This is a genomic window from Frigoribacterium sp. 2-23 (assembly GCF_049601585.1).
In the GTDB taxonomy this organism is placed as follows: domain Bacteria; phylum Actinomycetota; class Actinomycetes; order Actinomycetales; family Microbacteriaceae; genus Frigoribacterium.
Genome location: NZ_CP187126.1, coordinates 852,392 through 876,214, shown reverse-complemented (window position 1 = coordinate 876,214; position 23,823 = coordinate 852,392). Strand labels below are relative to the sequence as shown.

The window sequence follows — 23,823 nt, the reverse complement described above, 5'->3', positions numbered from 1 at the left end:
GTCAGTCCTCCAGGACGTGTCGGGCGGCCTCTTCGTCGGTGATCAGCACCGAGCAGAGGCCGCTGGTGAGTGCGGCGGTGATGATGCGGGCCTTGTCCGCGCCCGCGGCGACCGCGATGGCCCGACGTGCGGCCCGCAGGTCGTCGAGGGTCAGGCCGACGGTGCGCGCCTCGATGTCGGTGTCGGCCACGGAGCCGTCGGCCGTGATGTAGTGCGCGACGACGTCTCCGCAGGCGCCGTCGGCCTGCAGCCGGTCCAGTTCGGCCACGGTGACCGCGCCCGACTGCACGAGCACGGAGCTCGGCCCGATCGCGCCGAGGGAGAACAGCAGGGCGTCCGCCTGGCGACCCTTCTCGAGGACCTCCGTGACGAAGCCCTCCCGGTACAGCGCCTCCTTCGTCCCGACGTGCTCGACGATGGCGGGCACCGGCAGCAGCGTGGCGCGACCGTCTCCACTGTGCGCGATACTCATCGCGACGTTGGCCGCCGTGGTCGGCTTGACCGAGCGGCTGACGCCGCCGTTGATCTGGATCACGTCGATGCCGCGGGTCCAGCCGGCCGGCAGCACCGCCGCGATCTGCTGCAGCGTGTTGCCCCACGAGACGCCGAGCGACGTGATGCTCGACGCGTTGGCGCGCAGGTAGTCGGCGGCGGCCGTGCCGACGTGGCCGTGACCGGGATCGGGGTTCTCGGGGGTCGGCACGACGACGCATTCGCGGAGCCCGAACCGGGCCCGCATGGCGATCTCGAGCTCGGTGCGCCGCGCCTGCGGGTGCACGACGGCGATCTGCACGATGCCGGCGGCACGCGCCTCGTCGAGCAGTCGGCCGATCTTCCAGCGGGTGAGGTGGAGCTCGCGGCCGATGTCCTCCTGCGTGCGGTTCTGCTCGTAGTAGCGCTGCGCCACCTTGAGGAGGAGCGCGCTGCGGTCGCGGTCGAGGTCGGCAGCGCCGTCCTGGCCGCTTTCGGTCTCGTCACGGGCGAGTGTCATGCGGGGACCCCTTCGTCCTTGCGCCGGGCGAGCCGGTCGACGGTGCGGTGCATCAGCGGCGTCAGCGCCGCGGTGAGCTCCTGGTAGTCGGCGAACGTGTCGCGGTAGACCTCGGTGTGCGTCGCGCTCGGGGTCAGGGTGCGGGTCGTCGGGGCGAAGACGCGTGCCCCCTCGTCGAGGTCGCGCACCAGGCCGGTGCCGGTCGCGGCGATGACGGCGCAGGCGCGCAGCGTCAGGTTGTCGCCGGTCACGATCTCGGCCTCGCGGCCGAGCACGTCGACGGTGACCTGCTGCCAGAGCGGGTTGCGCTCGATGCCGCCCGAGAACACCAGGCGGTCGCAGCGGACACCGGCCCGGGCGAACGAGTCGACGACGCTCCTGGTGCCGCAGGCGACGGCCTCGATCGCGGCGCGGTACAGCTCTTCGCGCGTCGTGCCGAGCGTCAGCCCGACGACGGCGCCGCGGAGGCGGGCGTCGCGATGCGGGGTGCGGTTGCCCATGAAGAAGTCGAGCGCCCGGAGGCCGTGCGCCGCCGGGTCGACGGCGGCGGCACCGGCGATCAGCTCGCCCAGACCGTCGCGGGGCACGCCCATGATGCCCTCGCCCGCCCACTTCAGGACGGAGCCGCTCGTGACCTGGCCGCCCTCGACCAGCCACTTCGACGTCCGCAGCGCCTGCGGGTACGGGCCCCACACCTCCGTGCTCGTCGTCGGCTCGTCGACCTCGGCGATGATCGCCGACGACGTGCCCGAGACGAGGGAGACCAGTCCGTCGCACTCGGCCCCGCAGGCGAGCAGCGAGACGTGGGCGTCGATGCCTCCGACGGCCACGACCGCGTCGGGCGAGATGCCGATCTCGGCGGCGACGGCGCCCGCGACGGTGCCGGCCGGGGAGCCCACGGGCAGGATCTCGTCGGGCAGCTTGCCGACGAGGTCGCCCATGCCGAGGGCCTCGTACAGCTCGGTCGGGTAGCGGCGGGCGATGGAGTCGTAGTTGTACTTGCAGACGGCGTTCATCTGCGAGCCCACCCAGCGACCCGTCAGACGGAACGTCACGTAGTCGACGGCCTCGACGATGCGGTCGGCACGGTCGTAGGTGGCCCGGTCGTTCTCCTTCAGCCACATCGCCTTCGGCAGCAGCCACTCGGCCGCGTCCGAGCCGCCCGACCAGGCGAGCACGGGGTGGTCGGCGGCGAAGCCGGCCGTGCGCTCGGCCTGGTCGGAGGCTCGCGAGTCCATCCAGAGGATGGCCGGCCGGAGCGGACGCCCGGCCCGGTCGACGACGGCCACGGTGGAGGCGGTGGTCGCCGACGCGAGGGCGACGACCGGCCCGGCGGCGCGGCACGCCTCGGTCGCGAGCAGCGCCCGCGCGGACGTCACGAACGCCGACCACCACTCGTCCGGGTCCTGCTCGGCCCACCCCGGGCGCGGGAAGGAGGTGCGATACGGGGTGTGCACCGAGCCGAGGGAGGTGCCGTCGTCGGTGAACGCCCCGACCCGGGCCCCTTCGGTGCCGAGGTCGATGCTGAGCAGGACGCCCATCGTCACGCCTCGTTCGGCATGAAGATCACCTTGGAGGTGAACTCCGACCGGTCGCCGAGCGTCACCATCATGTCGGGCAGCGCCGACAGCGGCAGCTCGTGCGTGATCATGAACTCCCACTTCAAGGTGCCGTCGGCGAGCTTGGCCGCGGCCACCCGCCACTCGTCGCCGGGGAACGGCGCCGAGAACGAGTTCCACGAGCCGTGCAGCGTGGCCTCCTGGCGCATGAAGCGGTTGAACGTCTCCTTGTCGAGCGTCACCGGAGCGTGCGGGATGCCGATGAAGACGGCGTGCCCCTGCGGACCCGTCAGGTGAGCCGCCATGTCGGCGGTCACGGGGACGCCGGCCGACTCGAGCACGATGTCGAACCCGCGACCGGCCAGGGCCTTCGCCTCGTCGAACGTCTGCACGGCGTGCGTTGCGCCGGCCTCGAGCGCCATCTGCGACTTCTGCTCGCTCAGGTCGATCGCCACGATCTGCCCGGCACCGTGGATCTTCGCCCACTGCACCGCGAACAGGCCGATGGGTCCCGCTCCCACGACGAGGACGCGGTGACCGGCGCGGAGGCCCGTCTTCCAGAGACCGTGCAGCGCGATGGCGGCCGGGTCGAGCATGGCCGCGGCCCGGGGGTCGATGCCCTCGGGCATGACGAGCAGGTTGCCGACCGGGGCGACGACGTACTGCGCGTAGGCGCCGTTCGAGCGGCTGCCGAAGTAGTCGTAGTTCTCGCAGAGACCGAACTCGCCCTTGAGGCAGTAGTCGCAGTGGTAACACGGGATCAGCGGCGGCACCGAGACCAGCGTGCCGATCTCGAAGCCCGTGACACCCTCGCCGAGCTCCTCGATCCAGCCCGAGAACTCGTGCCCGCAGATGATCGGCAGGATGTACCCGCCGTTGCGCAGCATGCGCGGGATGTCGGAGCCGCACACGCCACAGGCGGCGACCTTCAGCAGGACCTCACCCGGGCCGGGTGTCGGGACGGTGACGTCCTCGACCCGGATGTCACCGGCCGCGTGCAGGACGGCGGCGGTCATCGTGGTCGTATCGGTGGTGGTGGACGGGGTGACGGTGGTCATCGTCTGCTCTCTTCGTGAGTCGGCGCGCGTGTGGCGGCGGGGGTGCGTTATTTGGCGGCTTGGGCGAACGTGGAGGACCCGACCAACGACGGGGCGTTCGCCTTCGTGACGAGGCCGGTGCCGGCGTCGACGAACGTCGGGACGCTCTTGCCGCGCGCCACGTCGATCGCGGTCGTCACGGCCGAGATGCCCTCGGTGCCGGGGTCGTTGGAGGCGGTGGCCACGAACTGGTCGCCGGTCGCGATCGCCTTGACCGCGTCCATCAGACCGTCGACGCCGAAGACCTTGACGTCGTCGCGACCGTTCTCGGTGAGCACCTGGAGGGCGCCCATCGCCATGTCGTCGTTCTCGGCATAGACGGCCTTGACGTCGGGGTTCGCCTGCAGCAGGTCCTGCATGGCGGTGACGGCCTCGGCGCGCACGTAGTTGGCGTACGGGCCGTCGACGATCGTGATGCTCTTCTGGGCCGAGGTGGCCGACACGAAGCCGTCGTAGCGGTCCTTCGCGACCGTTCCGCCGGCGTCGCCCTGGATGACGATGATCTTGCCACCGGCGTCGCCGAGCGTCTTCACGGCCTCCTCGCCGACGAGCTTGCCCATCGCCTTGTTGTCGCGACCGACGAACGACTCGGCGCCGGAGTCGATGGGGCGGTCGACCGTGACGACCTTGATGCCCGCGGCCTTCGCGGCGGCGAGCGCGGGGGCGATGCCCTTGGGGTCGACGGGGTTGATCACGAGCACGTCGATGCCGCGCGTGATGAGGTCCTGCACGTCGTCGTTCTGCTTCGTCACGTCGCCGTTGGCGTCGGCGAAGAACAGCTCGTTGCCGTCCTTCTTGGCCTCGGCCTTCGCGGCGTCGCTGAGCGACACGTAGAACGGGCTCTGCTGCGTGGCCTGGCTGAAACCGATGGTGACGGGATCGCCCTCGGCGACGGCCGCGGCCGTCGCTCCGCCCTGACCGGGCACGGAGCAGCCGGACAGGGCGACGACCGCCGCGACCGTGATCGCGACGACGGGGATGGTCTTCGAGAACTTCATCGTTCCTCCTGAGCTGGGGGCCCACCGTTGGGCCTCATCAGAAGGTAGGTGCGCCTCGCACCGCGGTCAACGGATGCGCAGAAGTTTGCTCACATGAGCAGGAGGGGGGTGGCGCCGACGTCAGACGGCGCCCACGGTGACGGAGCCGGCCCGTGCCTCCTCGGGGCTCGCGGCGTCGAAGAGGAGCCGCCGGTTGGCGACCTTGTCGGTGAAGAAGCGGTCGTGGCTGACGACGACGACGGCCCCCGGGAAGTGCGTGAGCGCACGCTCCATCACCTGGGTGCTGGCGAGATCGAGGTGGTTCGTCGGCTCGTCGAGCAGCAGCACCGATGCCCCCGACAGCAGGCACTGCGCCATCGCGACACGGGCGCGCTGACCACCCGAGAGGGTGCCGATCCGCTTCTGCAGGTCGGCCTCCGAGAACTGGAACATGGCGAGGAACCGCCCGACCGACTTGCGCGTCGCGGTGAACGCGAGGCTGTCGGGGAGGGCGTTCACGGCGTGCGTGACGGTGTCGGAGTCGTCGAGCTCGTCGAGCATGCGGTTGTACGAGACGACCCGCGCCCCCGATGCCCAGTCGACCGACCCGGCGTCGGCCTTCTCCTCCCCCGTGAGCACGCGGAGCAGCGTGCTCTTGCCACTGCCGTTCGCGCCGATCACGACGAGACGCTGGCCACGGCGCACCTCGAAGGTGAGGTCGTCGAACAGCACGCGGTCGCCGTAGCCCTTGGCGAGCCCCTCGACGCGGCAGAGCACGTCCTTGATGTGCAGACCGCCGTAGATCTCGGTGATGATCTGGTCGACCGGTCGCGGCGCGCGGTTCTTCTTGATCTTCGAGAGCTCCTTGCCGAGACCGCGACCCCCGGCCGCCTTGGCTGCCTTCGCGGCCTCGCGCCGGTCGGCGATGCCCTCCGCCTCGAACGCGAGCAACTCGGACTCGTGCACGAACTGCTGCTCGAGGGTCTTCAGACGGAACTGCTTCTGCACGACGTACTCGGCGAAGTCGCCCGGGTACTCGTGCAGGTGGTAGTTCTCGACCTCGACGATCGACGTCACGACGGAGTCCAGGAACCGGCGGTCGTGCGACACGATCACGGCCGCGCCGCGGAAGTCGCGGAACCAGGTCTCGAGCCACTCCACGCCGGCCACGTCCAAGAAGTTCGTCGGCTCGTCGAGCAGCAGGACGTCCGGGTCCTCGAGCAGGATCTTCGCGAGCGCCGCGCGGTTCCGCCAGCCGCCCGACAGGTCGTCGATGGCCGCGTCGCGGTGCGCCTCGGTGAAGCCGAGGGTGGTCAGCGCCGTCTCGATCTTGCGCGGGTAGTCCCAGCCGTCGAGGCGCTCCATCTCGGCGAACAGCTCGGACTGCCGGGCGATCAGCCGGTCGAGCGCGTCGCCGCCGTCGGGGTCGACCGCGACCACGGCGATGTCGGCGTCGATGGTCTGCAGCTCGGCCTCGATGCGGTGCACCCCGTCGAAGAGCCCGTCGAGCACCTCGCGGATCGTCTGCGTGCCGTCGAGCTCGGAGAACTGCGAGAAGTAGCCGATGCGCGTGCCGGGCTCGACGGTCACGGTGCCCGTGTCGGGCTGCACCTGGTCGAGCATCAGCTTCAGCAGCGTCGTCTTGCCCGAGCCGTTGCGACCGACCACGCCGATCCGCTGCTTCGACTCCAACCGCAGGAAGGCCTCGCGCAGCACGGGCGCGTTCTCGAAGCGGACGGAGACGTCGTTCAGACGGATGAGACTCATGCCGCCATCCTCCCAGGGCGGCACCCGGTGCCGACTCCGGGAACACGCTCAGGCACCCGCGTGTTGACTCGGACATCGCCACGAGACACGGAGGGCACGATGACCACGAACGACAGCACCACTACTCCCCGCACCGAGACCGCCATCCTCGCCGGAGGATGCTTCTGGGGCGCGCAGCAGCTGCTGCGTCGCCGACCGGGGATCATCTCGAGCCGCGTCGGCTACTCGGGCGGCGAGGTCGAGAACGCGACGTACCGCAACCACCGCGGTCACGCCGAGGCCGTCGAGGTCGTGTTCGACCCGACCGTCACGTCGTACCGCGACCTGCTCGAGTTCTTCTTCCAGATCCACGACCCGTCGACGAAGGACCGCCAGGGCAACGACGTCGGCGACAGCTACCGTTCGGCGATCTTCTACACGTCCGACGAGCAGCGCGACGTCGCCCTCGACACCATCGCCGACGTCGACGCGTCGGGCCTGTGGCCCGGCAAGGTCGTCACCGAGGTGACGCCGGCCGGCGCGTTCTGGCAGGCGGAGGAAGAGCACCAGGACTACCTCGAGAAGGACCCGTTCGGCTACACCTGCCACTTCGTCCGCCCGAACTGGAAGCTGCCGAAGCGCGAGGAGTCGCTCGCGTAGCGAGCCTCCCCCGCGACGACCCGAAGGAGGCGCGGTGCCGGTTTCGACCGACACCGCGCCTCCTCGTGTGTCACCCATCGAGACGACTCGTCCGGCGCCTGTTCGTCGGAATCGGCGGCCCGACGGGTCACCTCGTCGCGGCGCGTAGCATCGAACGGCGACTCGACGTCGAGAGCCGCGAGAGAGGCGATCCATGACCACGACCACTCCGCCGGACCTCGTTGCCGGCCTGGCCGAGCTGCTGCCACCCGAGCAGGTGCTCCGCGAGATCGACGACCTCGAGCACTACAGCCATGACGACGCCGAGTGGGCCGACTACGTCCGGCCGCTGGCCGTCGTGCGGGCGCGGAGCACCGACGACGTCTCGGCCACCGTCCGCTGGGCCGCCGAGAACGGCGTGCGGGTGGTCCCCCGGGGCGCCGGCACGGGCCTCTCGGGCGGCGCGAACGCCGTCGAGAACTGCATCGTGCTCTCGCTCGAGCTGATGGACGAGGTGACCGAGGTCAACGCCGCCGAGCGCTACGCCGTGACGCAGCCGGGCGTGATCAACGACGCCCTGCGCGCCCACGTCGCCCGGTACGGCCTCTGGTACCCGCCCGACCCGGCCAGCTCGGCGATCTCGACCATCGGTGGCAACGTCGCCACGAACGCGGGCGGCATCTGCTGCGTGAAGTACGGCGTGACCCGCGACTACGTGCTGGGCCTCACGGTCGTGCTGGCCGACGGCGAGGTCGTCGAGCTCGGCCGGAGGACGGCCAAGGGCGTCGCCGGGTACGACCTCACCGCTCTGATGGTCGGCTCGGAGGGGACGCTCGGCATCGTCACGTCGGTCACCGTGAAGGTGCTGCCCTTGACCGGCCGCGACGAACGCGCCGTCATCGGGTACTTCCCGTCGCTCGAGGCCGCGGGCGATGCCGTCGCGGGCATCTCGGCCGCCGGCATCGTGCCCGCCGCCCTCGAGCTGATCGACCACACCTGCCTCGTCGCAGTCGACGAGTGGCAGGGACTCGGCCTACCCGACGACGTCAACGCCCTGCTGCTGGCCCGCATCGACGAGCGCGGCGCGGCCGGCGACGAACTGGCCGATCGGGTCGCCGAGATCGTCACCGGGTCCGGGGGCAGCCAGGTCGAGCGCGCGACGGACCCCGCCGAGATCGACCGCCTGTTCACCGCCCGGCGCCTGGCCTACCCGGCGCTGGAACGGCGCGGCCCCGTCCTCACCGAGGACGTCTGCGTGCCCCGCTCGGCCGTGCCCGAGATGCTCCGGCGCATCCAGGCGACGGCGGCGGCGAACGACGTCGTGATCGCCAACATCGCCCATGCCGGCGACGGCAACCTGCACCCGCTGATCATCGCGCCCGAGGGCGACGACGACGCGAAAGGCCGGGCCAAGCTCGCCTTCGACCGGATCGTCGCCGACTGCCTCGACCTCGGCGGCACGGTCACCGGCGAGCACGGCGTGGGGCTGCTCAAGCTACCCGGCCTCCGCGACGAGCTGGGCGATCGCGTGCTGCGGATGCACCGCTCGGTGAAGGACGCCCTCGACCCCGCGGGCACCCTCAACCCCGGCAAGGCGTTCTGATGTCGGAACGCGGCTGGGCCTCCCGCCACACCCGCAACCTGCGCATCGTCGTGATGTTCGCCGCACTCGTCGTCGTGGCGACCGCGGTCGGCGCCGCCGGGTACTGGCGCTACGCGGCCACCGCCGGCTGGGCGGCCGCCTGCCTCGTCTACGTCGTGTGGGTCTGGGCGATCGTGGGTCGGATGGACGCGGCCACGACGAGGACGCACGCGAATCGCGAGGACCCGAAGCGCCTCCTCAGGGACGTCCTGCTCGTCGTCGCGAGCATCGCGAGCCTGTTCTCGCTCGTCTACGTGCTGGTGCAGGCGAAGAGTGCGCCCGGCGCCGAGCAGGAGGTCGTCGCAGGTCTCGCCGTCACGAGCGTCGTGCTGTCGTGGGTGCTCGTGCACACGCTGTTCACGCTGCGCTACGGGCAGCTGTACTACAGCCGGGCCCACGGCGGTATCGACTTCAATCAGGACGACGACCCGCAGTACACGGACTTCGCCTACCTGGCGTTCACGGTCGGCATGACGTACCAGGTGTCGGACACGTCGGTCTCGGACGGCCGCATCCGCGCGACGATGCTGCGGCACGCGCTGCTGTCGTACCTGTTCGGGTCGGTCATCATCGCGAGCTTCGTGAACTTCATCGTGAGCCTCGCCGGCTGACGCCGGGCGGTCACGCACCCGTCGTCGGGCGGTGTCGTGTCGCCTTCGCGGCATCGTGTCGTGTTCGGACACGACACGATGCCGCGAACGGCACAGGACGCACCCCGGGCGGCAGGCAGCGCTGCCGGACGGGCAGGCCGGGCTAGCGGAGGCGCGCGGCGAGGTACGGCGCCGTGCGGCTCGTGGTCGACGCGGCGACCTCGGCGGGGGTGCCCTGCGCCATGACGCGGCCTCCGTCGTCGCCGCCGTTCGGCCCCAGGTCGATGACGTGGTCGGCGGCCGCGATGACGTCGAGCGAGTGCTCGACGACCACGACCGTGTTGCCGGCGTCGACCAGCCGTTCGAGCTGCGCCGTCAGCAGCTCGACGTCGGCCGGATGCAGCCCGGTTGTCGGCTCGTCCAGCAGATAGAGCGTGTGCCCCGTGCGGGCCCGCTGCAGCTCGGTCGCCAGCTTGATGCGCTGGGCCTCGCCGCCCGACAGCTCCGGGGCGGGCTGCCCCAGTCGCAGATAGCCGAGGCCCACCTGACGCAGGGTCTCCAGAGCGCGGGAGGCGGCGGGCACGTCCCGCAGGAACGCGGCGGCCTCGTCGACGGTCATGCCGAGCACGTCGGCGATGCTCGCGCCGTCGTAGCGCACCTCGAGGGTCTCGGCGGTGTATCGCGCGCCGTGGCATTCCGGGCACGGCGCCCACGTGCTCGGCAGGAAGAGCAGCTCGACGGACACGGAGCCCTCGCCCTGGCAGACCTCGCACCGGCCGCCGACGACGTTGAACGAGAAGCGACCGGCCGACCACCCGCGCGCCCGCGCCTCGTCCGTGGCGGCGAACGCGGCACGCACGGCGTCGAAGAGGCCCGTGTACGTGGCCAGGTTCGACCTCGGCGTTCGGCCGATGGCCTTCTGGTCGACCTGCACGATGCGGTCGACGGTGTCGTGCGCGCCGGCGTGCTCGCGCACCGCCCGGTCGACGAGGGTCGATTTGCCCGACCCCGAGACACCCGTCACGGCCGTCAGCACGCCGAGCGGCACGTCGACGTCGAGACCACGGAGGTTGTGGGCGGTCACGTCGCGGAGCTCGAGCCACGCGGTCGGGACACGCGGGGCGCGCTCGGTGACCCGCGCCTCCTCGTCCGTCCCGGGTCGGGCGAGGAACCGCCGGGTGACGGACGCCTCGACGTCGGCCAGGCCGGCGACCGGGCCGCTGTAGAGCACGTCCCCGCCGCCCGAGCCGGCGCCGGGCCCGACGTCGACGATCCAGTCGGCGCGACGCACGATGTCCATGTCGTGCTCGACGACGAACACGCTGTTGCCGCCGGCCCGGAGTCCGTCGAGCACGTCGAGCAGGGGTTCGACATCGGCCGGGTGCAGGCCGGCGCTCGGCTCGTCGAGCACGTAGACGACACCGAACAGGCCCGAGCGCAGCTGCGTCGCGATCCGCAGCCGTTGCATCTCGCCGGGCGACAGGGTCGGCGTCGCACGGTCGAGGCTGAGATAGCCGAGCCCCAGACCGGTGAGCACCTCGACCCGTCCGAGCACGTCTCGCGAGATGCCGACGGCGACCTCGGAGCGCTCCCCCGACGAGGCCGAGCGCGTCGCGGCACCGGCGTCCGCGATCGACGCGATCGGGCGGAGCACCTCGGCGAGCGCGGCGAGCGGCAGACCGTTGAGATCGGCGATGGTGTGGCCGCCGACCGTGACGGCGAGGGCGGCGCGGGTCAGCCCGCTGCCGTGGCAGAGCGAGCAGCGACCCGACTCGACGAAGCGCAGCACCTTGGTGCGCTGCGTCTCGCTCTGCGAGTCGGCGAGCGTGTGCAGCACGAACTGCCGGGCGCTCCAGAACCGCCCCTTGTAGGGCTTGGCGACACGGTCGCGCTGCGGATGCACCTCGACGACGGGCTGCTCCTCGGTGAACAACAGCCAGTCGCGGTCGGCCCGGTCGAGCTCACGCCACGGGGTGTCGATGTCGTAGCCGAGCACGGCCGTCACGTCGCGCAGGTTCTTCCCCTGCCAGGCACCCGGCCACGCGGTGATGGCGCCGTCGCGGATGCTCAGCGAGTCGTCGTGCACGGCCGAGGCCTCGGTGACCTCGTGGGCGACGCCGAGTCCGTGACAACGTGGGCAGGCGCCGGCGACCGTGTTCGGCGAGAACGAGTCGGACTCGAGCCGCGCCGCGCCCTCGGGGTAGCGACCGGCCCGCGAGTACAGCATGCGCACCGAGTTCGAGAGGGTCGTCAGCGTGCCGACCGTCGACCGGGAGCTCGGGGCGCCGCGCCGCTGCTGCAACGCCACGGCCGGCGGCAGACCGGTGATCGAGTCGACGTGCGGTGTCGAGCCCTGCGCGATGAGCCGGCGGGCGTACGGCGCGACGGACTCCAAGAACCTGCGCTGCGCCTCCGCGAAGATCGTGCCGAAGGCGAGCGACGACTTGCCGGACCCCGAGACACCGGTGAACGCGACGAGCCGGTCGCGCGGCACGTCGAGGTCGACGCCCCGCAGGTTGTTCTCGCGGGCGCCCCGCACCCGCACGAAGCCGTCCCGCGACGCGTGCTCGAGGACGGCGAGGGGCAGGGCGTCGAGCGGGGCGTCGTCCGCGGCGAGCGGGGCGTCGGCGGACGCAGCGGCGGCGGGAGGGGCGGCGTCAGCGCTCGCGGCGACATCAGGGGTTCGGGGCATTCGGGCGAGTGTAGGCGCTCCGTCAGTCGGCGGGCGGGTACGGGTACTCGGCCGACCGCCCCTGGAAGGTCAGGATCGCCTCGTTGCGGATGCGCCCGTCCTCGATCTCGATCGCCCGGCGGACGGTGTCCGACCCGGCCCACGACGTCGGCCCCTCCATCACCGTGCGGAGGAACGGCATCAGCGCCTCGCTGATCTCCCACGAGGTGCTGTTCCAGAGCAGCGACGGGCTGTGGTCGACGGCGTAGTAGTTCGTCGTCTCGCCCACCGTGAACATCGGCTCGGCGAAGGTCGTCGCACGGGCCCAGTCGAAGCCCATGCCCTCGTCGACCGACACGTCCACGATCAGGCTGCCCGGGCGGAACGCCCCGAGGTCGTCGGTCGTCAGATAGGTCAGGGGCGCGTTCGGGTCCTGCAGGGTGCAGTTGACGACGATGTCGTTCGCGGCCAGGAACGGCGCGAGCTCGACGGGACCGTCGGTCGTGTTGACCGTGCTCGCGTACGGCGACTCCGGGTCGTGCTCGAACTGCACGATGTCGACGGACGGGATGGGCGAACTCACGGCCGCCGTCTCGCGGTTCGTCAGCACCCGCACGTCGTGCACCCCATGCGCGTTGAGCGCCGTGACGGCCCCGCGCGCGGTCGCGCCGAAGCCGATCACGACAGCCGTGAGGCGCCGACCGTAGTCGCCGGTCGACCCGCACAGCTGCAGGGCGTGCAGCACCGAGCAGTACCCGGCGAGCTCGTTGTTCTTGTGGAAGACGTGCAGGCCGAAGCCGCCGTCCGACTGCCAGTGGTTCATGGCCTCCCAGGCGATCAGCGTGAGCCCCTTGTCGACGGCGAGCTGGGTGATCTCGCGGTCCTGCACGCAGTGCGGCCAGCCCCAGAGCACCTGGCCGTCGCGCAGCTCGGCGAGGTCGGACGCCTGCGGCTTCGGCAGCAGCACGACGTCGGCGCGCGCGATGACCTCGTCGCGGTGGGCCAGCGCGCCGACCAGCGGCTCGATCTCGTCGTCGGGCACGCCGAAGCGAAGTCCGTAGCCGCGCTCGAGGATCATCGCCGCGCGCAGATCGGCATCGATCCGCTCGAGGTGGGCGGGGTGGATCGGGACGCGGCGCTCGTCGGCCTTGCGCGAGGTCGCCAGCACGCCGAGGCGCAACAGTGCGGGCGTGGAATCCGTTTCGGTCATGCTCGACCTTAGATGAGTGGGCCTCGGGGCCGGACGGGCGTGGTCTGCCGACCCGCGCCTCCTGCGGTGTCGCGGGCGGGCTCGGGCCGCCGCGTCGTGTCGCGTCCGCGTCATCGTGTCGCGAACGATCACGACACGACGCCGCGAACCGCACACGACGCACACCGCGGGCACCGAACGGGCTGCCGTAGCATCGATGCGGCGCGTCCCCCGCGCCGGACGACCCGACGACGAGGAGGCACGGCGTGGCAGAGCGCGTCACCATCGTCGAGGTCGCGGCTCGCGCCGGCGTCGCGATCAGCTCGGTGAGCAGCGCCCTGAACGACCGTCCCGGCGTCTCGGAGCAGACCCGGGCCCGCATCAAGCAGGCCGCGAGCGACCTCGGCTTCGTGCCGAGCGTCCGGGGCCGCAGCCTCAGCGCCAAGCGTGCCTTCACCGTCGGACTCGTCGTGCACCGCGACCCGTTCGTCCTCGAGTCCGACCCGTTCTTCGGCAGCTTCATCGGCGGTCTCGAGTCGGTGCTCGACCCGCGCGGCTACGCGCTCATCCTGCAGATCGGCTCGGCCGCCGACGAGACCCTCGACCGCTACCGCCGACTCGCCGCCGGCCGTCGCGTCGACGGCGTCGTGTTGAACGAGCTCACCGTCGACGACCCGCGGGTGCCCCTCGTGCGCGAACTCGACCTGCCGGCCATCGCCGTGAACCCGGCGGCCGGGTTCCCGCTGCCGGCCGTGCGCCAGGACGACTCCGCCGGCATCGGCGAACTGGTCGAGCACCTCGTCGCGCTCGGTCACCGCCGCTTCGCCCACGTCGCGGGACCCGGGCATTTCATCCACGCCCAGCACCGCAGCGAGGCCTGGCGACGAGCGCTGGTGGCGGCCGGACACGACCCGGGTGTCGTGGTCGACGCGGACTTCACGTACGACGCCGGTGCGCGCGCCGCGCGGCAGCTGTTCGAGACGGGGGCATCGTCGGACCGCCCGACGGCCGTCTTCTGCGCGAACGACCTCGCCGCCATCGGCTTCATGGCCGAGGCCGACCGCCTGGGTCTCCGGGTGCCCGACGACGTCAGCGTCGCGGGGTTCGACGGCATCGAGCTCGGGTCGTACGTGCGACCGGGGCTGACGACGATGTCGACCGCTCCACGGCTGATCGGGGCGGAGGCGGCCCGCCTGCTGCTGCTCGCCATCGACGGCGGCCCCGTGGCCGACGCCACGATCGAGCCCGCGCGGCTGCTCGTGCGGGCGTCGACCGGCCCCGCGCCGCGCTGACGACCGCCGCATCCCCGAGAACCCCGTTCGAACGGGGTTCATCTTCCGCAACGGGGTTCTTCGCGCCGCCGAGCCCGCCGCGGCGGCGCACGGACGGCGGCGCAGGGGTTCCGCCGCGCCCGACGACGTGCTACATTCTCGATCTACCGAAACGTTTCGGTTCGCCGCAGGAGCCCTGCGCACGAGATCGCACACGACGAAGTGGGTGCCCCGATGACAAGCGCCGCCAGCACGCCCGAGACCCTCGACGGCGACCACGACGCCGCCGACCGCGCCTCGCAGCCGTATCTCGTCCCGCTCACCCGCGCGCGCCTCCAGCAGGTCTACGACGAGGCGATGGCGCACCGCAACGCGCAGACCGGCGCCCTCTCCCAGCTGACCTTCTCGAGCCCCGAGGCGTACGGCGCCGACCGGCCGGACTGGGCCGTCGGCCCGTTCGTGGCCGACGAGTCGCTCACCTTCACGCTCGACCGCCAGTGGCCCGACCCCGACGGACTCGGCTGGACGAGTGCGTCGCTCTACAACCCCAGCCTGATCGTGCACGACGGCACGCTGCACCTCTTCTACCGCGCCTCGCCCCGCAAGGAGAGCCTCGGCAGCCGACTCGGTCACGCGACGCTCGACCTCGTCGACCCCACGGCCCGGTGGGTCGACGACGATGCCAACCCGATCATCCGCCCCACGCTCGACGACGAGCTGCTCGGCACCGAGGACCCGAAGGTCTACCGCGCCGAGGGCCGCTGGTGGTTGTTCTACAACGGGATCTTCCCGATCACCGAGGAGGCGCGGGCCGCGTACCCGAGCACGGGTTACCCCGTCGAGGCGGTCGGCTGCGACCTTCTGCTCGCCGTCAGCGACGACCTCGTGTCCTGGCAGAAGCTGGGGCCGATCGCCGAGCACGCCCAGACGCGGCTCTGGGCGAAGGGCGCGGTCATCCCTCGCGACGAGCACGGCGCGGCCGTCCGGCTCGGCGGCATCGACGGCGAGTCGGGCGACTACCTCCTGTTCGTGAGCGAGGGCTTCGACGGCGTGCTGCACGTCGGCCGCTCGACCGACATGCGGCACTGGTCGTTCGAGCCCGCGCCCTACCTCGACCTGTCGACCATCGGCGGTCACCTGCACGAGGTCGCCGCCGCCATCGTCACCGGAGACGGGCGGCTCGTGCTCGACGTCTTCCACGACGACGCCGACGGGCGCTTCGCCGCGAGCCAGGCGCTCTACACGGTCGACCGACCGCTCGACCAGCGCGCGCTCACGACCGGCGGCTCCCTCAGCTGGGGCGGCCTGCAACGCATCGGCGGCCGCTGGACCTTCGCCCAGGGCTGGGACTCCCCCGCCGACCGGCGCGACCTCTACGTCTACCGCGAGGTGCCGGCCGACCCGGCCCGCGCCTCCTCGATCTGACCCACCCACACCCGACACCACCGCCACACCCCGCACCACCCACACACCCCGCACCACCCACACCAAGGAGAACACCGTGCAACGACGCACACGCTTCACGAGACGCGCAACAGCCATCGGCGCAGCCGTCCTGGTCGCCGGCCTCGGCCTGACGGCCTGCTCCAGCGGCGGAGGCGCGTCCTCGGGCGCCCTGACCGCCAAGGGCCCCATCACCATCTGGTACTCGAACAACGAGCAGGAGGTCACCTGGGGCAAGGCCATGGTCGCCGCCTGGAACAAGGATCACCCGGACGAGCAGGTCAAGGGTCAGGAGATCCCCGCCGGCAAGTCGAGCGAAGAGGTGATCGGCGCCGCCATCACCGCCGGCAACGCCCCCTGCCTCGTCTACAACACGGCGCCGAGCGCGGTCGGGCAGTTCCAGAAGCAGGGCGGCCTGGTCGACCTGTCGAGCTTCCCCGACGGCGCGAGCTACATCGAGAAGCGCAGCGGCGACATCGCCACGCAGTACCAGGACGCCGACGGCAAGTACTACCAGCTGCCCTGGAAGTCGAACCCGGTCATGATCTTCTACAACAAGGACCTGTTCGCCAAGGCCGGCCTCGACGCGGAGAACCCGAAGCTGTCGACCTACGCCGACTTCCTCGCGACGTCGAAGACGCTCGTCGACGCCGGCGTCTCGAAATACGCCATCCACCCCGCCCCGACCAGCGAGTTCTTCCAGTCGCAGTTCGACTTCATGCCGCTCTACGCGGCCGAGACGGGTGGCAAGGGTCTCGTCGACGACGGCAAGGCGACGTTCGCCGACACCGCCGGCGACGACGTCGCCTCGTTCTGGCGCAGCCTCTACGACCAGAAGCTCGCCGGCCAGGAGCAGTACCAGGGCGACTCCTTCGCCGACGGCGAGGCCGCCATGTCGATCGTCGGCCCGTGGGCCGTCTCGGTCTACAAGGACGTCAACTGGGGAGCCGTGCCCGTCCCGACCAAGGACGGCACCAGCGCCGACAAGACGTACACGTTCAGCGACGCGAAGAACATCGGCATGTACACGGCCTGTAAGAACCAGGGCACGGCGTGGGACTTCCTGAAGTTCTCGACCAGCTCCGACCAGGACCGCGCCCTGCTCGAGACGACCGGCCAGATGCCGATCCGCACCGACCTGGCGACGACCTACGCCGACTACTTCACGGCGAACCCGTCGTACAAGCTCTTCGGCGACCAGGCCGCCCGCACGGTCGAGGTGCCGCCGGGGCCGAACACGGTGGCCGAGTTGCAGGCGTTCCGCGACGCCTGGTCGAGCAGCGTGATCTTCGGCAAGGGCGACGTGAAATCCTCGCTGAAGGACGCCGCCGCCAAGGTCGACGAGCTCGCCGCCCAGGGCTGATCGTGTCCACGGTGCACGAGGCCGCGGCAGCCTCGCCGGCCGCCGGGCGATCCGAGGAGGCGCGCACCGCCTCCTCGGGTCGCCCCGGCTCCGGCCGCCCGGGCCGCGCCCGCGGGCGTGGCGGGCTGCTCGGCAAGAACCCGCTGGGGCTGCTGTTCAGCGCCCCCTACCTCCTCTTCGTCCTGGCGGTCTTCGCCTACCCGCTCGTCTACGCGGTGTACATCGCGTTCCACGACTACTTCTTCACCGCCCCCGGGGCGGTCGTCGATCGACCGTTCGTCGGTCTGCAGAACTTCGTGACGGCGTTCACCGACCCGGCCGTGATCCGGTCGTTCGGCAATGTCGGGGTCTTCCTCGTGATCAACGTGCCGCTCACGGTCGTGCTGAGCATGGTGCTCGCGACGGCGCTCGACCGCGTCGTGCACGTCAGGGGGTTCCTGCGGGTGGCGTTCTACGTGCCGTACCTCACGGCGAGCGTCGCCGTCGTGGCGGTCTGGCTGTTCCTGTTCAACGGCAGCGGACTCGTCAACCAGGTGCTGGGCCCGCTCGCCCCGACCCCGTCGTGGCTGATCAACTCGGCCTGGGCCATGCCGTCCATCGCCCTGTTCGTCACGTGGAAGCAGCTCGGGTTCTACATCCTGCTGTACCTCGCCGCGTTGCAGAACGTGCCGAAGGAGCTCTACGAGGCCGCGTCCAGCGACGGCGCCGGGCCGATCCGGTCGTTCTTCACCGTCACCGTGCCGGGGGTCCGCCCGGCGACCGTGCTCGTGCTGCTCGTGTCGACCGTGACCGGCGCGAACCTGTTCACCGAGCCCTACCTGCTCACCGGAGGCGGCGGGCCGAACGGCGCGTCCACCTCGCCCGTGCTGCTGATGTACCAGAAGGGCATCGAGCAGGGGAACCCCGACCAGGCCGCCGCCATCGGCATCGTGCTCGTCATCCTCGTCCTGATCATCGCGCTGCTGCAGAACCGGTTCGCCGGCGGAAAGGACGACTGACATGTCCACCCTCGACGAGACCACGGCACCCGCCCCCTCGCCCGCCCCCGCGCGCCGGTCACTGCGGGTGACGAAGCGTCCTCCGCTGACCCGGGCCCAGACCGTCCTCCGCGGCGTCGTGCTCGCGATCGGAGCCCTCGCGTTCCTCTTCCCGTTCTATTACATGCTGATCGGCTCGCTGCAGACGAAGCCCGACCCGACCGTCGCCGGGGCGTTCCCGCACCCGTCGAACCTCACGTTCGAGAACTACACCGCGATCAACAGCCGCATCGGCCTGCTCACCGGGCTGCTGAACTCGAGCATCTTCACGATCGGTGTGCTCGCGTGCACCATCGTGTTCGGCGTGCTCGTCGGCTACGCGCTGGCGGTGCTGCAGTGGCGCGGTCGTGGGGTGACGTTCGCGCTCGCGCTGCTCGTGCAGGTCGTGCCGTTCCAGCTGCTGATCATCCCGCTGTACGTGCTCATCGCGCGCAACTACGGGCTGAGCGACAGCTACCTCGGCATGATCCTGCCGTTCGCGATCAACTCGACGGCGGTGATCATCTTCCGGCAGTACTTCCTGCAGTTGCCGAGGGAGCTGTTCGAAGCTGCGCGCATCGACGGCACGGGCGAGTTCCGACTGCTCTGGAACATCGCCCTGCCGCTCGTCCGGCCCGCCCTCGTGACGGCCCTGCTGCTGACCTTCATCGGCCCGTGGAACGAGTTCCTCTGGCCGTTCCTGATCACGAAGGAGGCGACCATGCAGCCGCTCGCCGTGTCGCTCGCCAACTACATCAGCAACGTGGCGGCGACCGCGGCCAACCCGTTCGGCGCGACGCTCGCGGGCGCCGTCGTGCTCGCCGCGCCCGTCGTGCTGCTGTTCATCGTGTTTCAGCGCTACTTCGTCTCGACCGATCTCGGCTCGAGCGTCAAGGGCTGAGCCGCGTGCCGCGTCCTCCCGTCCTTCCCGACTCGAGGAGGCGCGGTGCCGGTCACGACCGCCCCGCGCCTCCTCGACTCCCCCGTCTCGTCTCTCTCGAAAGGCCGCACCATGGCTGACTTCCCTTACCGACTGACCCGCCTGGGCGTCGTGATGACGCCCGACCCCGACGAGCCGCACGAGGCCGAGGGCGTGCTGAACCCCGGCTCGGGTCGCGGCCCGGACGGCGAGCTGTACCTGCTGCCGCGTCTCGTCGCGAGCGGCAACGTCTCGCGCGTCGGGTTGGCGCGCGTGCTCGTCGACGGCGGCGTGCCGGTCGGCGTCGCCCGCGAGGGCGTCGTGCTCGCGCCGGACCGCGGCTGGGAACGCGGCGCGACCCACGCCGGCGTCGAGGACCCGCGGGTGACGCGCGTCGACGAGCTCGGCCTGCACGTCATGACGTACGTGGCCTACGGCCCGCTCGGCCCGCGCACGGCGGTCGCCGTGAGCGAGGACCTGCGCGACTGGCGCCGGCTCGGCCCCGTCACGTTCGACTACGTCGACGAGCTCGACACGGACCTCGGGCTGTTCCACAACAAGGACACGGTGTTCTTCCCGACGCCGGTCACCGCGCCGGACGGGGTGCGCAGCTTCGCCGTCCTGCACCGCCCGATGTGGCACATCGGCGCCACGGTGCCGGGCGAGGGCAGTCCGCTGCCGGCGGGCGTCACCGACGGGCGCAACTCGATCTGGATCAGCTACGTGCCCGTCGCCGCCGTGGCCGCCGACCTCCGAGCCCTCGCCCGGTGGGGCCAGCACCGGTTCGTGGCGGGCCCGGAGTTCCCGTTCGAGGAGCTGAAGATCGGCGGCGGCCCGCCGCCCCGACGCGTGCCCGAGGGATGGCTGCTGCTGCACCACGGCGTCACGGGTGAGATCGACGACGCCTTCGCCCAGCAGCAGAACGTCAACTACGCGGCGGGCGGGATCATCCTCGACGCCGACGACCCGTCGCGGGTCGTCCAGCGCTCGGAGGTGCCGCTGCTCGAGGCCGAGACCGACGACGAGCGGGACGGAATCGTGCCGAACGTCGTCTTCCCGACCGCCATCGAGGAGGTCGACGGCGTCCCGTACGTCTTCTACGGCATGGCCGACTCGAAGATCGGCGTCGCGCGGCTCGACCGCGTCTGACGGCTCCACACCCTGCACTCCCCCACCCCACGAGAAGGAGGCGGTCGACGATGATCGCACGCACGACACGATGGACGGGCGCGGCGTTGGCCGCGTCCCTGGCGACCGCGCTGGTGGTGACGGGGGCGCTGCCGGCGTCCGCCGCGCCTCCGGCGTCCGGCTCGGCCGACTCGGCACCGGCCGGCTCGACACCGGACGCCGCCGCGACCGCCGCCCCGGCACGGCTGACGAACCTGGCGCACCTCGACTTCCTGCTCGACCAGGCGACACCGGCGCCGGTCGACGGGCACACGACGTACCGCCTCGACTCCGATCGCTCGATCACGATGCCGTGGACGTACGCCGACGCCCGCCCCGGCGGGACGTTCGCGCGGGTGGGCGGCGGGCCGCTCGACCCCGCCACGGGGTATTGGGGTCAGGGCGCCTACAACAGCGACGACGTGTCCCGGGCCGCGGTGGTCTACCTGCGCGACTGGAAGCAGACCGGCTCCGAGCAGAGTCGGCAGAAGGCGTACGAGCTGCTGCGCGCGACCGCGTACTTCCAGACCACGACCGGTCCCGACGCGGGCAACGTCGTGCTCTGGATGCAGCCCGACGGCACGTTCAACCGCAGCCCCGTGCCGGTGGAACTGCCCGACCCGTCCGACAGCGGCAACAGCTACTGGCTGGCGCGCAGCATCTGGGCGTTCGGCGAGGGCTATGCGGCGTTCGCGGCCGACGACCCCGACTTCGCCTCGTTCCTGCAGCAGCGGCTGCAGCTCGGTGTCTCCGCCCTGCAGCGCGAGTCGCTGGCCCGGTACGGGCAGGACGAGATCGCGGACGGCGTCCGCGTGCCCGCCTGGCTGATCGTCGACGGAGCGGACGCGTCGTCGGAGGCCGTCCTCGGACTCACGGCGTACTCGACGCTGGTCCCGTCGGACGCCGCTGCCCGTACCGCGCTGACTCAGCTCGCCGAGGGGGTCGCGCGGATGTCGTCGGGCGACTCGCAGACCTGGCCCTACGGCGCCGTGCTGCCGTGGACGAAGTCGCGCTCGATGTGGCACTCCTGGTCGTCGCAGATGCCGGTCGCCCTGGCCCGCGCCTCCACCCTGCTCGGCCGATCTGACCTGCTGAAGCCGGCCGTGGCCGACCAGGTGTCGTTCACGACGACCCTGCTGACGGCGAGCGGGCCCGACAACGCGTGGTACCCGACACCCGTCGATCAGACCCAGATCGCGTACGGAGCGGACTCGAGGCTGCAATCGGCCCTCGCGGTGTCCGAGGCGTCGAAGGCACCGGGGCTTCGGCGCATCGCGGCCGTGGCCGCCAGCTGGTACTTCGGCACGAACCGGTCGGGCACTCCCGTCTACGACCGCGCGACCGGGGTGACGTACGACGGCGTCCAGGCCGACGGCACGGTCAACCGCAACAGCGGCGCCGAGAGCACGATCCACGGCCTGCTGTCGATGATCGCCCTCGACGGAGCGCCGGACGTGTCGGCGCTGGCGCAGGCGTCGACGACGGTGGCGTCGCGGGACGGCCTCACCGTCGTCGAGGCGGAGACGGCGGCGGCGACCACGGGCACGGTCGTCACGCCCGACTCGGCGTGGACGGGCGAGTCGCAATACAGCGGCGGGTCGGCCCTCCGGCTCGAGCCCGGGCAGAGCGCGACGATCGCCGTGCCGGCCGGGTCCGGTCTGCGCCACGTCGAGCCCGTGCTGCTCGCGGCCGAGGGCGCGACGTCGACGTCGACGTGGAAGGCGGGGCGACTCCCGCTCGGCACGCTGACGACGCGGGCCGGCGCACAGGGCGTGACCGCCGCCTCCGGGGCGTTGCTGCCTCAGACCCTGCCGATCCCGATCGGGCCCGGCGCGACGTCGGTGACCGTGACCGCGGGGTCGGCCACGACCGTCGTCGACGCGCTGATCGTGCGGCCGGTGACGCAGCGGCTGTCGCTCACCGGCACGGCCGCGGACGGGCGCGCGACCGCGTTCGACCTGCTGTCGTCGACGTCGCGGTTGCCGCTGCCGACGACGGTCGGGGCGAGCGGGGCGCGCTCGACAGTGGAGTCGTACGACTCGTCCGGGCGGCTCGTCTGGCGGCACACGGTCTCGGGCCGGTCGCTGACCGTCGTGCCGGCCGGAGGGTTCGTCGTGGTGACGCGCTGACGCGCTGACGCGCTGAGCACGGAGGCGACGCGGCGCTCGGGCCGGCCAGGTGGGCGGCCCGGGCGCCGTGTCGCGTTCGTGGCGTCGTGGCCGCGAGCCCGCTGGCCATGGCGCCCGTGCTGATCGCGTTCATCGTGCTGCAGCGCCGCGTGATCGACGGCCTGGCGTTCTCCGGCCTGAAGTAGCCGCGGTCTGCGTCGGCGTCGGCGCCGCCGTCGGCGCTCGCGCGGTGTCGTGTCGCGTTCGCGTCATCCTGTCGCGTCCGAACGCGACACGACGCCGCGAACCCCACACGACACTGCGGTTCGCGCCGCGGCGAGCCTCAGTTGTTGAAGCGGAACTCCACGACGTCGCCGTCCTGCATCGTGTAGTCCTTGCCCTCGATGCGGGCCTTGCCGGCCGAGCGGGCCTCGGCGATGGAGCCGGTCGAGACGAGGTCGTCGAACGAGATGACCTCGGCCTTGATGAAGCCCTTCTCGAAGTCGGTGTGGATGACACCGGCGGCCTGCGGGGCCTTCCAGCCCTGGCCGATGGTCCAGGCGCGCGTCTCCTTCGGGCCGGCCGTCAGGTAGGTCTGCAGCCCGAGCGTGTCGAACCCGATGCGGGCGAGCTGGTCCAGGCCCGACTCTTCCTGGCCCGTCGAGGCGAGCAGCTCGGCCGCGTCCTCGGGGTCGAGGTCGATCAGCTCCGACTCGATCTTCGCGTCCAAGAAGATGGCCTCGGCCGGCGCGACGAGCGCCGACAGACGCGCCTTGGCGTCGTCGTCCGTGAGGATCGACTCGTCGACGTTGAAGACGTAGATGAAGGGCTTCGCGGTGAGCAGACCCAGCTCGCGGATCGGCTCGAGGTCGATGTCGGTAGCCGAGAGGGCCTCGCCTCGCTGCAGCGCCTCCTTGGCTTTCAGGGCCGTCTCGTGCGTGATGGGCTCGACGCGCTTGAGGCGGAGCTCCTTCTCGTAGCGGACGATCGCCTTCTCGACGGTCTCGAGGTCGGCGAGGATCAGCTCGGTGTTGATCGTGCCGAGGTCGTTCTCGGGGTTGACCTCGCCGTCGACGTGCACCACGTCGGGGTCGACGAAGCCGCGCACGACCTCGGCGATCGCGTCGGCCTCGCGGATGTTCGCCAGGAACTTGTTGCCGAGCCCCTCGCCCTCGCTCGCGCCCTTCACGATGCCGGCGATGTCGACGAACGACACGGGCGCGGGCAGGATCTTCTCGCTGCCGAAGATGTCGGCCAACACCCGGAGGCGCGGGTCGGGCAGGTTGACGACGCCCACGTTGGGCTCGATGGTCGCGAACGGATAGTTCGCCGCCAGCACCTGGTTCTTGGTCAGGGCGTTGAACAGGGTGGACTTGCCGACATTGGGCAGACCGACGATCGCGATAGTGAGAGCCACGGGAGTCCATCGTACCGG

18 protein-coding genes are annotated in these 23,823 nt (G+C 71.3%); 10 read left to right on the top strand and 8 right to left on the bottom strand.

Annotated elements, in window-relative coordinates; translation table 11 throughout:
- Position 1 precedes the first annotated feature (1 nt).
- The 5 genes from ACPEEZ_RS04165 to ACPEEZ_RS04145 form a co-directional block, all read right to left on the bottom strand.
- Positions 2–991 carry a sugar-binding transcriptional regulator gene (locus ACPEEZ_RS04165; RefSeq protein ID WP_423923110.1) on the bottom strand — a complete coding sequence of 330 codons (990 nt, stop codon included), beginning with the start codon at positions 989–991 and terminating at the stop codon, positions 2–4.
- Positions 988–2,532, bottom strand: a complete 1,545-nt coding sequence (locus ACPEEZ_RS04160; protein ID WP_423923108.1) for an FGGY-family carbohydrate kinase — start codon at positions 2,530–2,532, stop codon at positions 988–990. Before ACPEEZ_RS04160 ends, ACPEEZ_RS04165 begins: the two co-directional genes overlap by 4 nt.
- A gap of 2 nt (positions 2,533–2,534) precedes the next feature.
- Complete coding sequence (locus ACPEEZ_RS04155) at positions 2,535–3,608, bottom strand: galactitol-1-phosphate 5-dehydrogenase (RefSeq protein WP_423923106.1); 1,074 nt, start codon at positions 3,606–3,608, stop codon at positions 2,535–2,537.
- A 47-nt stretch (positions 3,609–3,655) separates the two neighbouring features.
- Positions 3,656–4,645, bottom strand: a complete 990-nt coding sequence (locus ACPEEZ_RS04150; RefSeq protein ID WP_423923104.1) for a substrate-binding domain-containing protein — start codon at positions 4,643–4,645, stop codon at positions 3,656–3,658.
- A 120-nt stretch (positions 4,646–4,765) separates the two neighbouring features.
- Positions 4,766–6,391, bottom strand: a complete 1,626-nt coding sequence (locus ACPEEZ_RS04145) for an ABC-F family ATP-binding cassette domain-containing protein (protein WP_423923102.1) — start codon at positions 6,389–6,391, stop codon at positions 4,766–4,768.
- A 99-nt stretch (positions 6,392–6,490) separates the two neighbouring features.
- On the opposite strand from ACPEEZ_RS04145, the gene msrA reads away from it, so the two are divergent.
- The 3 genes from msrA (at position 6,491) to ACPEEZ_RS04130 (ending at position 9,262) form a co-directional block, all read left to right on the top strand.
- The gene (gene msrA, locus ACPEEZ_RS04140; protein ID WP_423923100.1) at positions 6,491–7,030 is read left to right on the top strand and encodes a peptide-methionine (S)-S-oxide reductase MsrA; all 540 of its coding nucleotides are present in this window, start codon (positions 6,491–6,493) and stop codon (positions 7,028–7,030) included.
- A gap of 193 nt (positions 7,031–7,223) precedes the next feature.
- Positions 7,224–8,612, top strand: coding sequence for an FAD-binding oxidoreductase (locus ACPEEZ_RS04135; RefSeq protein ID WP_423923098.1), 1,389 nt, complete (start codon positions 7,224–7,226; stop codon positions 8,610–8,612).
- On the top strand, positions 8,612–9,262 hold the full coding sequence (locus tag ACPEEZ_RS04130; RefSeq protein WP_423923096.1) for a DUF1345 domain-containing protein: 651 nt from the start codon (positions 8,612–8,614) through the stop codon (positions 9,260–9,262). Before ACPEEZ_RS04135 ends, ACPEEZ_RS04130 begins: the two co-directional genes overlap by 1 nt.
- A gap of 142 nt (positions 9,263–9,404) precedes the next feature.
- Here ACPEEZ_RS04130 and ACPEEZ_RS04125 read toward each other — a convergent pair whose 3' ends face one another.
- Positions 9,405–11,933 carry an ATP-binding cassette domain-containing protein gene (locus tag ACPEEZ_RS04125; RefSeq protein WP_423923094.1) on the bottom strand — a complete coding sequence of 843 codons (2,529 nt, stop codon included), beginning with the start codon at positions 11,931–11,933 and terminating at the stop codon, positions 9,405–9,407.
- Positions 11,934–11,955: 22 nt separating this feature from the next.
- Positions 11,956–13,122 (bottom strand): N(5)-(carboxyethyl)ornithine synthase, encoded by a 1,167-nt coding sequence (locus ACPEEZ_RS04120; protein ID WP_423923092.1) that lies wholly within the window; start codon positions 13,120–13,122, stop codon positions 11,956–11,958.
- 245 nt (positions 13,123–13,367) lie between these two features.
- Between ACPEEZ_RS04120 and ACPEEZ_RS04115 the strand changes: the two genes are divergently transcribed.
- From ACPEEZ_RS04115 to ACPEEZ_RS04085, 7 genes are all read left to right on the top strand, one after another.
- Positions 13,368–14,393, top strand: coding sequence for a LacI family DNA-binding transcriptional regulator (locus tag ACPEEZ_RS04115; RefSeq protein ID WP_423923090.1), 1,026 nt, complete (start codon positions 13,368–13,370; stop codon positions 14,391–14,393).
- A gap of 213 nt (positions 14,394–14,606) precedes the next feature.
- A complete protein-coding gene (locus ACPEEZ_RS04110; RefSeq protein ID WP_423923088.1) occupies positions 14,607–15,797 on the top strand; it encodes a hypothetical protein in 1,191 nt (396 codons plus the stop codon).
- A gap of 76 nt (positions 15,798–15,873) precedes the next feature.
- Entirely contained in the window at positions 15,874–17,178 is a 1,305-nt protein-coding gene (locus ACPEEZ_RS04105) for an ABC transporter substrate-binding protein (RefSeq protein WP_423923086.1), read from the top strand.
- Between the two features lie 11 nt (positions 17,179–17,189).
- Positions 17,190–18,176: a carbohydrate ABC transporter permease gene (locus ACPEEZ_RS04100; protein ID WP_423924362.1), complete on the top strand. Its 987-nt coding sequence runs from the start codon at positions 17,190–17,192 to the stop codon at positions 18,174–18,176.
- A gap of 1 nt (position 18,177) precedes the next feature.
- Positions 18,178–19,095: a carbohydrate ABC transporter permease gene (locus tag ACPEEZ_RS04095; protein ID WP_423923084.1), complete on the top strand. Its 918-nt coding sequence runs from the start codon at positions 18,178–18,180 to the stop codon at positions 19,093–19,095.
- Positions 19,096–19,206: 111 nt separating this feature from the next.
- Positions 19,207–20,262: a glycosidase gene (locus tag ACPEEZ_RS04090; RefSeq protein ID WP_423923082.1), complete on the top strand. Its 1,056-nt coding sequence runs from the start codon at positions 19,207–19,209 to the stop codon at positions 20,260–20,262.
- 50 nt (positions 20,263–20,312) lie between these two features.
- Positions 20,313–22,409, top strand: a complete 2,097-nt coding sequence (locus tag ACPEEZ_RS04085; RefSeq protein ID WP_423923080.1) for a hypothetical protein — start codon at positions 20,313–20,315, stop codon at positions 22,407–22,409.
- Positions 22,410–22,731: 322 nt separating this feature from the next.
- Here the strand turns inward: ACPEEZ_RS04085 and ychF are convergent, their stop codons facing one another.
- Positions 22,732–23,805 carry a redox-regulated ATPase YchF gene (ychF, locus tag ACPEEZ_RS04080; protein WP_423923078.1) on the bottom strand — a complete coding sequence of 358 codons (1,074 nt, stop codon included), beginning with the start codon at positions 23,803–23,805 and terminating at the stop codon, positions 22,732–22,734.
- Positions 23,806–23,823: the final 18 nt, after the last annotated feature.

Excerpts from the sequence above, each read along its gene's own strand:
- ACPEEZ_RS04135 (WP_423923098.1), top strand. The coding sequence starts at position 7,224 with ATGACCACGACCACTCCGCCGGACCTCGTTGCCGGCCTGGCCGAGCTG.
- ACPEEZ_RS04125 (WP_423923094.1), bottom strand. The coding sequence starts at position 11,933 with ATGCCCCGAACCCCTGATGTCGCCGCGAGCGCTGACGCCGCCCCTCCC.
- ACPEEZ_RS04145 (WP_423923102.1), bottom strand. The coding sequence starts at position 6,391 with ATGAGTCTCATCCGTCTGAACGACGTCTCCGTCCGCTTCGAGAACGCG.
- ACPEEZ_RS04130 (WP_423923096.1), top strand. The coding sequence starts at position 8,612 with ATGTCGGAACGCGGCTGGGCCTCCCGCCACACCCGCAACCTGCGCATC.
- ACPEEZ_RS04090 (WP_423923082.1), top strand. The coding sequence starts at position 19,207 with ATGGCTGACTTCCCTTACCGACTGACCCGCCTGGGCGTCGTGATGACG.
- ACPEEZ_RS04110 (WP_423923088.1), top strand. The coding sequence starts at position 14,607 with ATGACAAGCGCCGCCAGCACGCCCGAGACCCTCGACGGCGACCACGAC.
- ACPEEZ_RS04085 (WP_423923080.1), top strand. The coding sequence starts at position 20,313 with ATGATCGCACGCACGACACGATGGACGGGCGCGGCGTTGGCCGCGTCC.
- ACPEEZ_RS04165 (WP_423923110.1), bottom strand. The coding sequence starts at position 991 with ATGACACTCGCCCGTGACGAGACCGAAAGCGGCCAGGACGGCGCTGCC.
- ACPEEZ_RS04150 (WP_423923104.1), bottom strand. The coding sequence starts at position 4,645 with ATGAAGTTCTCGAAGACCATCCCCGTCGTCGCGATCACGGTCGCGGCG.
- ACPEEZ_RS04155 (WP_423923106.1), bottom strand. The coding sequence starts at position 3,608 with ATGACCACCGTCACCCCGTCCACCACCACCGATACGACCACGATGACC.
- ACPEEZ_RS04095 (WP_423923084.1), top strand. The coding sequence starts at position 18,178 with ATGTCCACCCTCGACGAGACCACGGCACCCGCCCCCTCGCCCGCCCCC.
- ACPEEZ_RS04120 (WP_423923092.1), bottom strand. The coding sequence starts at position 13,122 with ATGACCGAAACGGATTCCACGCCCGCACTGTTGCGCCTCGGCGTGCTG.
- msrA (WP_423923100.1), top strand. The coding sequence starts at position 6,491 with ATGACCACGAACGACAGCACCACTACTCCCCGCACCGAGACCGCCATC.
- ACPEEZ_RS04160 (WP_423923108.1), bottom strand. The coding sequence starts at position 2,532 with ATGGGCGTCCTGCTCAGCATCGACCTCGGCACCGAAGGGGCCCGGGTC.